This window comes from Burkholderia sp. Ac-20392 (genome assembly GCF_017104585.1).
Lineage (GTDB): Bacteria > Pseudomonadota > Gammaproteobacteria > Burkholderiales > Burkholderiaceae > Burkholderia > Burkholderia lata.
In genome coordinates this window covers 1-7,566 of record NZ_JAAGPB010000427.1, presented here as the reverse complement: position 1 = coordinate 7,566, position 7,566 = coordinate 1, and the positions used below count along the sequence as shown (strand labels likewise).

Sequence of the window (7,566 nt, the reverse complement as noted above, 5' to 3'; positions counted from 1 at the left end):
GCCTACGGGCTCGCGCGTGCGGGGCATGCGCCGCGCATCGGCGGCGGTTCCGCGCGCAGTTATTTCCTCGTGCTCGACGATGCTGCCGAAGGCGCGGCCGCGCGCGGCGTCTGCCTGCTGCCGCGCGGTGCGGAGGAGGGCCACGAGATCCGGCTCGACGATCGCACGTTCGCGCTGCAACTCGGGCAGCCAGTGCGTTTCCACCTTGTGTCGACGGTGGCTGAAACGGCATACCGGCCCGGCGATCTCGTCGATCTCGACGGCGGCGATTTCGTGCGGCTGCCGCCGATCGCGACGGTCGTCGACGCGAAAGCGGGCGGCGATGCGCGCGAAACGCCGGTGAAGCTCACCGCGTCGCTGACCGAGGTCGGCACGCTCGAAATGCACTGCATCGCGACCGACGATGCGGCGCGTCGCTGGCGGCTCGAATTCCAGTTGCGCGGCGACGCGCCCGCGCAGGGCGACGACGCTGCGCTCGCGCGGCATCCGCGTCTCGACCAGGCGATCGAACTGATCGAGCGCTCGTTCGGCAGCAAGGCCGCCGGCGTCACGCCGAAAGACACGCGGCGGCTGCGCGCGCAGCTCGAACAGGTGCTCGGCGCGCGTGAGGCGTGGGACGTCGAGCTCGCGCGCGAACTGTTCGATGCACTGCTCGCGCGCGCACGGCGACGCCGGCGCTCGGCCGATCACGAACGTGCTTGGCTGAACCTCGCCGGGTACTGCCTGCGTCCGGGCTTCGGCCATCCGCTCGATGCGTGGCGCATCGAGCAGCTGTGGCCGCTGTTCGACGACGGGATTCAATACGTGACCGACGGGCAGGTGTGGTCGGAGTGGTGGACGCTGTGGCGGCGCGTGGCCGGCGGCCTCGACGACGATGCGCAGACGCAGGTGCGCGATGCAATCGCATTCCTCGAACCGACCGACGACAAGCGGCGCAAGCTGCCGTTCGATCCGGGCAAGGTCGGGCCGGCCGACATGACACGGCTGTCCGCGTCGCTCGAGCGGCTGCCCGTCGAACGCAAGGTCGAACTGGCCGCGCGGCTGATCGCGCAATTGCAGAAGCCCGCCGACCGTGCGCTGTGCGCGTGGGCACTCGGGCGCATCGGCGCGCGCCGGCCGTTCTACGGCAGCGCGCACAGCGTCGTGCCGGCGGAAGTCGCCAACGGCTGGCTCGATGCGCTGTTTGCGCTCGACTGGAAACAGGTCGAACCGGCCGCGTTCGCGGTCGCGCAGATTGCGCGGATGACCGGAGACCGTTCGCGCGACCTGCCGGATGACACACGCGAGGCCGTGATCAAGCGCCTGTCGGCCGCGAATGCGTCGACGGCGTGGATCGACATGGTGCGCGAAGCAATTGCGTTCGACGAAGCCGACACGGTGCGCGTGTTCGGCGAAACGCTGCCGGCGGGGTTGAAGCTGCTCGCGGGGTGAGTGGCGCGGTATGCTCTGGCATCGTTCGGATGCCAGAGTATTTCGCGGTGTTGCCGATGCGGGCTGACGCTCGCCGATTCAACGTCCTTCGAATACGCGGATGGCTGCCGTTGCATCGCATCGGCAGCCGTATGTGCGTTGTCAGCCTGCCGGTCAGATCTGTGGCGTCGTCTCGCGTGGCGATGCGGCCGATTCCACTGCTGTCACGCTCGGCGTGGCCGACCGCCGTGCGAGATGAATCCCCGCCAGCATGCAGCGCACCGACCCACCGGCCAGTTCGATTGTCGGCACATCAAGCGGCAGCAGCCGTGCGGACCGCTCGATCGTCGCCCGCTGCACCGGCGTGAGGCAATCGTACGCGCGCCGCGACAGCGCGAGCACCCGCCCTTCCTTGCCCGACAATTCCAGCGTATTGCCCGCGAAATTAGCGATCTGCGATGCATCGAGCGCGATCACCGTGCGCCCGGTTTCGGCCAGCCGCTGCGCGATTTCTTCACGGCGTCGGCTGTCGGCAATGAGTTCTAGGCCGACCATCGCGAACTCGGTCGCGACGCTCATCATCACGTTCGTGTGATAGATCGGCCGCCCGTCGGCATCGGCCGTATCGAAGCAGATCGGCTCGAAATTGAAGTTCGTGCAGAAGCGTTCGAGCGCGACCGGATCGGCGCGGCGTGAACGCGCGGTGTACGCGATCCGCGCGACGTGGTCGAGCACCATCGCACCGGTGCCTTCGAGGAACACGTCGTCGTATTCGAGGCCCGAATAATCGATCACGTCCTGCACGCGGTACTCGGCCTTCAGCATCTCGATCACGTCCGCGCGCCGCTCGCGGCGGCGGTTCGCGCTATACATCGGATACAGCGCAACATGGCCGCCCGGGTGCGTCGAGAACCAGTTGTTCGGGAACACCGAGTCGGGCGTGTCGCGCTCGCCGTGGTCGTCGAACACGTGCACGCGCACGCCCGCGTCGGCGAGCGTCTGCGCCGCGGCCGTGACTTCGTCGCGCGCGGCGGCCGACACCGACGACGTGTCGTTCGCCGCGCCGCCGGATGTGCGCTGGAAGGCATTGTCGGCCGCAGTCTGCGGGTTCGGCAGGAAGCGGTGCGGCCGGATCATCACGACGGCGGCCGGCGCCTGGATCGATACGAGATTCATGGAAGGCAGGAGCGAAAGGCAAGGGGCCGGGCGGCGCACGGGCCGCCCGGGGATGACGGTCAGCGCGCGAACGCGGCGACGGCTTCGGTCACGTACGCCGCGTGACCCTGCGCGATCGCGGCCGGGTCGTCGATCAGCGCGAACAGGTTCTTCGGGTCGACGGCCGGCGGAATCAGCGCGATCTCGACGCCTGCGTTGTGCTGCTGCGCGAGCGCATACAGGTAGCGCAGCGCCGAGTAATCCTCGAGCGCGAAGCCGACCGAGTCGAACACCGTGACTTCGTCCGCGCGTTCGCGGCCGGTCGTCTCGCCCTGCAGCACGCGCCACAGCTCGGTGACGGGGAAGTCGGCCGGCATCTGCTGGATCTCGCCCTCGATGCGCGACTGCGGCTCGAATTCGACGAACACGCGGCCCGCATACAGCACGCCCGCTTCGAGTTCGGTCTTGCCCGGGCAATCGCCGCCCACGGCGTTCAGGTGCATGCCGGGCTCGATCATGTCGGCGGTGATGATCGTCGCGTACGCCTTGTCGGCGGTGACGGTCGTCACGATGTCGGCGCCGCGCACGGCGTCGGCGGTCGACGCGGCGCGTACGACGCGCAGCGCCGGGTACGCGGCGAGGTTCTGCACGAGCTTGTCGGTCGCGTGCGGATCGACGTCGAATACGCGGATTTCTTCGATGCCGAGCAGCGTGTGGAACGCGATCGCCTGGAATTCGCTCTGCGCGCCGTTGCCGATCAGCGCCATCGTGCGCGAATCGGGGCGCGCGAGGGCTTGCGCGGCGAGCACCGACGTGGCGGCCGTGCGCAGCGCGGTGGTCAGCGTGAGTTCGGCGAGCAGCAGCGGGTAGCCGGTATCGACTTCGGCGAGCGCGCCGAACGCCATCACCGTGTGCATCCCGCGCGCGGCGTTGACGGGGTGGCCGTTCACATACTTGAACGCGAACAGCGACGCGTTCGCGACGGGCATCAGTTCGATCACGCCGTCGCGCGAGTGGCACGCGACACGCGGCGACTTGTCGAAGTCGGCCCACTGTAGGTAATCGGCGCGCAGCGTGTCGACGAGCTCGCGGAGGAACGTCGTGACGCCGGTTTTGGCGATCAGTCGGGCGGTGGCGGGAACGTCGAGGAAGCGGGTCATGCGTTTGTCTCCATATTCTCTCAGTGCCGGGACGGGTGTCCCTGGCGTTCTGGTCGACCTGACGAGTGCTTCGGCGTGAGCTCAGGCTTGATGAAAAGCGGCGGAGCGGCGTGTTCGGCCGGTCGATAGCATCATTATTTCGGCGAGTCGAGCCAACAAAAAGACGGCAAAAGTGGCAGATTTATCGATAGACTTGTCAAAATGCTGGCCCGATCTGGCAGTTTGACCAAGTTCGACTGGTCGGAATGTGCAGCCTCCGGCACGCTGGCGGCCGGTATACGTTCAACAGGAAGCTCCGCTCATGATCACGCTCGACGACGTCGACCGGCAGCTCATCGCGCTGCTGCGCGACAACGCGCGACTGCCCGTCGTCGCGCTGGCGAAGGAATTGCGCGTCGCGCGCGCGACCGTGCAGAACCGGCTGACGCGGCTGGAGAAGAACGGCGTGATCGTCGGCTATACGGTGCGGCTCAAGCCGGCGGCGGAACGGCACCGGATCCGCGCGCTGATGTCGATCGCCGTGCAGGGCAATCGCGGCGCGGAAGTGGTGAAGGTGCTGCGCGGGCATCCGAACGTCGCGTCGATCCACAGCACCAACGGGCGCTGGGATCTCGTCGCCGAGCTGCATGCCGATTCGCTCGAGCACTTCGATCGCGTGCTCGGCGCGATCCGGCTGATCGACGGGATCGCGAATACCGAGACGAGTATCTTGCTGTCGACGCACAAGGCGTGACGCGGGCATGCAGGCGACGCAGCGGCGGCCGTGCAAAAGGGTGTGCCGGTGCGAAGTTCCTGGCTGGGCGTCGTTGTGCCGTTGCGATCACAGCCATCGCGTACGTGGTGTTTACCCGGCCCCGATTCATTCCGAATGCAAGCGAATCAATTTACGGAAAGTAGAATTATTTCGCCTGATTGAGGAGCAGAGTGCGCTGCGTATTGTCCGGCAGCTGCGACATTCAACCCTTCCCGTTTTCCATTTGCCCGTGTTCTCGGGACTTACACCAATCAACGTCACAAAGTCAGAACTTTGATCTGCTTCAATGGGGTGGGCATGCTAATCTGAAACGGCAATATAAAAAAGCCGCAATAAATGACGGGGCGATAAGATGAAACAGGCCATACAGGATGCAGGGGGGCGGGGAGAATGCGCGCAAGCGGCCCTGATGCCGCATGCTGCAGTCGCGGATGGGAAGTCGAAGTCGGAGTCGATCGATCTGATTGAACTTGGCGCTCGCGTGGCTTCGGTGACCGTGCTGGGCGTATTCGTCTATCTGATTTACATACCGTGGCGCCAGAATCCAGGCCGGATCACGTTGATCCTGCTGCTGGTTTCCGCAGTCTTGACCGTCGGATTGTCGGCATTCGCGAAATTGCCGAAGCGGCGCGACTGGCATCCCGTCGCGGTGTGCTTTTCCCTTGGCGGTTCGTTCTACTGCCTCACCTATCAGCTGGACGCCAGTACACAACTGATTCCCGAGTGGGCCGGCGGAAGCCTGCAATTGTGCGGGATTGCGTTTCAGCTGTTCGCGAAGCTTTCACTGGGGCGCTCGTTCGGTCTGCTGCCCGCCAATCGCGGGGTCGTTTCGGTCGGCGCGTACCGGTTCGTGCGTCATCCGATCTATGCCGCCTACCTGTTGTCCGAGATCGGTTTCGTGCTCGCGAACTACAGTCCCCGAAACGTGTTCATGATCACCAGCTGGATGCTGCTGCAGATCGGGCGCATCAGTCTGGAGGAACGCGTGTTGTCGGAAGACGCGGATTATCGCGCGTACAAGGAGAAGGTGCGGTACCGGCTGATTCCGGGCCTGTTCTGACGCGAATGCCGAGCGCCCGAAATCCGCGTCGTCGATGAAGCACATGGGCGCGGGGTGCCGCACCGCGATCGGGGCGGCCACCCGTAAAAGTGCAGGTACCGCCACGTGATCACGCGCTGGCCGCCGGCTCCGGAAACACCGGCTCGCCCAGCGTCAGCATCAACCGGTTCGCCCACGCGAAGATCGCGACCGCGTGCGACAGGTCGAGAATCTCCTCATGCGTCAGCCCTTCGGCTTCCAGCGCGGCGATATCGCTCGCGTCGACCGTATCGGGCCGCTCCGTCAGCGCGATCGCATAGCGAATGATCGCGCGTTCGCGCGCCGTCGTGCCGGCCGTCGCCGGATCGTCGAACACCTGCTCGATCGCATCGGTGCGTTTCGCGAGCTGCGCGAAGCGCTGCGCATGCACGGACGCGCAGTACACGCAGCCGTTCACGCGGGACACGGCCGTGCTCGCCAGTTCGCGCTCCGCGCGCGACAGGCCGCCAGGGCCGTACATGATCGCGTTGAATACGCCCGAACGTTGCCGCAGGATCTCGGGAAGATGGACGAGCAGCAGGTAATAATCGGACGTCTTCGCTTGCGGGTGGCTCGCTTCGAGCACGGCAAGCTGATCGGGCGTCGCGGCATCGAGCGACACGGTGTCGAGCCACGCACGCCAGCCGAGCGTGTCCGACGTGAAGCCGTGGGCGGTCGTCGTCATGCGACCTCCCTGGCGGTACGTGCCCGAAGCGCTTGCGCGGCAACGGCGACGCGCAACTGATACGTGACGAACGCGACGAGCTGCGACAGCGCGACGATCGCGGGCGTCGTGAGTCCGGCCGACTTCAGCGCGTCGAGATCGGACGGGCGTGCGTCGACAGGGGCGCGCGTCAGCAGGCGTGCATGCGCCAGGATCGCGCCGATGCGGCGGGGCAGCGCGTCGAACGCATCGGCGTCAGCCCGTGCGATCTCGTCGAGCGTGCCGCCTGCGTCGATCAGTCGTGCGCGATAGGTGTCGGCCAATGCCTGCGCATTCGACTTGTGTGCGACATACCGTGCCGCGTGCAGTCTTTCGGGTAACGAAAGATCGGGCAGCGCGGGATCGAACAGCGCAGCTTCGCTCAGCCGCGTATGAAGCAGCACCTTGTCGCGCGCGCGGCGCAGCGCGGCGACCGCATCGCCTTCGCGCAGGCCGGCTACCGCGTCGATCGTGTCCGGCGCAGCGGCCGGCGTGATGGATTCAGTCATCGTTTCGGGTTCCCTTCGTCGTCAGTGTGATCGATGAGCGTGCGCTCACGCGCCGGCGTCGCGCCATTCGTCGCCTTGCAGTTCGGCGTTCGCGTACGCGACGAGCGCGTCGTAGTGGCGATCGCGGTCGGCGTCGAACAGCCGGCTCGCAATCCCGCGCGCGAGCCGCCTGGCGCCCGCGCTGATGGCCGGGATATCGCCGGACAGCTTGCCGTGGCTCAGGCTCGCCGCATGGTTGAAGCAGTGGATTCGCGTAATGGCCGCGCACGTGCCGGGCTCGCGCTCCTGGAATGCGAACGCGGGGCCGAGATCGGGCGACTCGGCGAGCTCGTCGATCCACGTGCCCGGCTCCGGTCGATAGCGGTCCTTCCAGCGCCGCACGTGCGCGCCGAACGACGCGAATTCCGCGCGCGTCGTCCAGTCCGAATGAAAGCCGGTCGCGAAGATCAGGAAGTCGACCGTGTAGCGTCCGCGCGGCGTCGTCACGTCGAGTCCGCCGGCGTGTTCCGCGAGCGTCTCGATCGGGCTGCCCGCATGAAAATGCGCATGCTCGTGACGCGACACGCGCAGCACGCTGTCGCGCGGCGGTGGTGTTTGCGATGTCAGCGCGGGCCGTCCAGGCCGAATGAAAGACGGTCGCGAAGATCAGGAAGGCGACCGTGTAGCGGCAGCGCGGCGTCGTCACGTCGAGTCCGCCGGCGTGTTCCGCGAGCGTCTCGATCGGGCTGCCCGCATGAAAATGCGCATGCTCGTGACGCGACACGCGCAGCACGCTGTCGCGCGGCGGTGGTGTTTGC

At 66.5% G+C, this 7,566-nt stretch carries 6 protein-coding genes and 2 pseudogenes; 3 read left to right on the top strand and 5 right to left on the bottom strand.

Annotation, left to right across the window (positions count from 1 at the left end):
- Positions 1–1,431: pseudogene (locus G3N99_RS31085) on the top strand (molecular chaperone DnaK); the annotation flags it as partial.
- Between the two features lie 153 nt (positions 1,432–1,584).
- Here the strand turns inward: G3N99_RS31085 and G3N99_RS31080 are convergent.
- Positions 1,585–2,586 (bottom strand): arginine deiminase-related protein, encoded by a 1,002-nt coding sequence (locus G3N99_RS31080; protein WP_206124294.1) that lies wholly within the window; start codon positions 2,584–2,586, stop codon positions 1,585–1,587.
- Positions 2,587–2,645: 59 nt separating this feature from the next.
- Positions 2,646–3,725, bottom strand: a complete 1,080-nt coding sequence (locus G3N99_RS31075; protein WP_206124293.1) for an ornithine cyclodeaminase — start codon at positions 3,723–3,725, stop codon at positions 2,646–2,648.
- Between the two features lie 301 nt (positions 3,726–4,026).
- On the opposite strand from G3N99_RS31075, the gene G3N99_RS31070 reads away from it, so the two are divergent.
- Together G3N99_RS31070 and G3N99_RS31065 are read left to right on the top strand one after the other, a co-directional pair.
- A complete protein-coding gene (locus tag G3N99_RS31070; protein WP_006479718.1) occupies positions 4,027–4,458 on the top strand; it encodes an Lrp/AsnC family transcriptional regulator in 432 nt (143 codons plus the stop codon).
- A 430-nt stretch (positions 4,459–4,888) separates the two neighbouring features.
- Positions 4,889–5,539 (top strand): methyltransferase, encoded by a 651-nt coding sequence (locus G3N99_RS31065; protein WP_241011937.1) that lies wholly within the window; start codon positions 4,889–4,891, stop codon positions 5,537–5,539.
- A gap of 109 nt (positions 5,540–5,648) precedes the next feature.
- Here the strand turns inward: G3N99_RS31065 and G3N99_RS31060 are convergent, their stop codons facing one another.
- The 3 genes and pseudogenes from G3N99_RS31060 to G3N99_RS31050 form a co-directional block, all read right to left on the bottom strand.
- Positions 5,649–6,242, bottom strand: a complete 594-nt coding sequence (locus G3N99_RS31060; protein ID WP_174938326.1) for a peroxidase-related enzyme — start codon at positions 6,240–6,242, stop codon at positions 5,649–5,651.
- Complete coding sequence (locus G3N99_RS31055; RefSeq protein WP_206124292.1) at positions 6,239–6,769, bottom strand: hypothetical protein; 531 nt, start codon at positions 6,767–6,769, stop codon at positions 6,239–6,241. The genes G3N99_RS31060 and G3N99_RS31055 overlap by 4 nt, the downstream gene beginning before the upstream one ends.
- Before the next feature lie 45 nt (positions 6,770–6,814).
- Positions 6,815–7,378: pseudogene (locus G3N99_RS31050) on the bottom strand (FAD-dependent oxidoreductase); the annotation flags it as partial.
- Positions 7,379–7,566: the final 188 nt, after the last annotated feature.

What these genes read in the sequence shown, in the direction of transcription:
- G3N99_RS31080 (WP_206124294.1), bottom strand. Translation starts at nt 2,586, where the DNA reads ATGAATCTCGTATCGATCCAGGCGCCGGCCGCCGTCGTGATGATCCGG.
- G3N99_RS31075 (WP_206124293.1), bottom strand. Translation starts at nt 3,725, where the DNA reads ATGACCCGCTTCCTCGACGTTCCCGCCACCGCCCGACTGATCGCCAAA.
- G3N99_RS31070 (WP_006479718.1), top strand. Translation starts at nt 4,027, where the DNA reads ATGATCACGCTCGACGACGTCGACCGGCAGCTCATCGCGCTGCTGCGC.
- G3N99_RS31065 (WP_241011937.1), top strand. Translation starts at nt 4,889, where the DNA reads ATGCCGCATGCTGCAGTCGCGGATGGGAAGTCGAAGTCGGAGTCGATC.
- G3N99_RS31060 (WP_174938326.1), bottom strand. Translation starts at nt 6,242, where the DNA reads ATGACGACGACCGCCCACGGCTTCACGTCGGACACGCTCGGCTGGCGT.
- G3N99_RS31055 (WP_206124292.1), bottom strand. Translation starts at nt 6,769, where the DNA reads ATGACTGAATCCATCACGCCGGCCGCTGCGCCGGACACGATCGACGCG.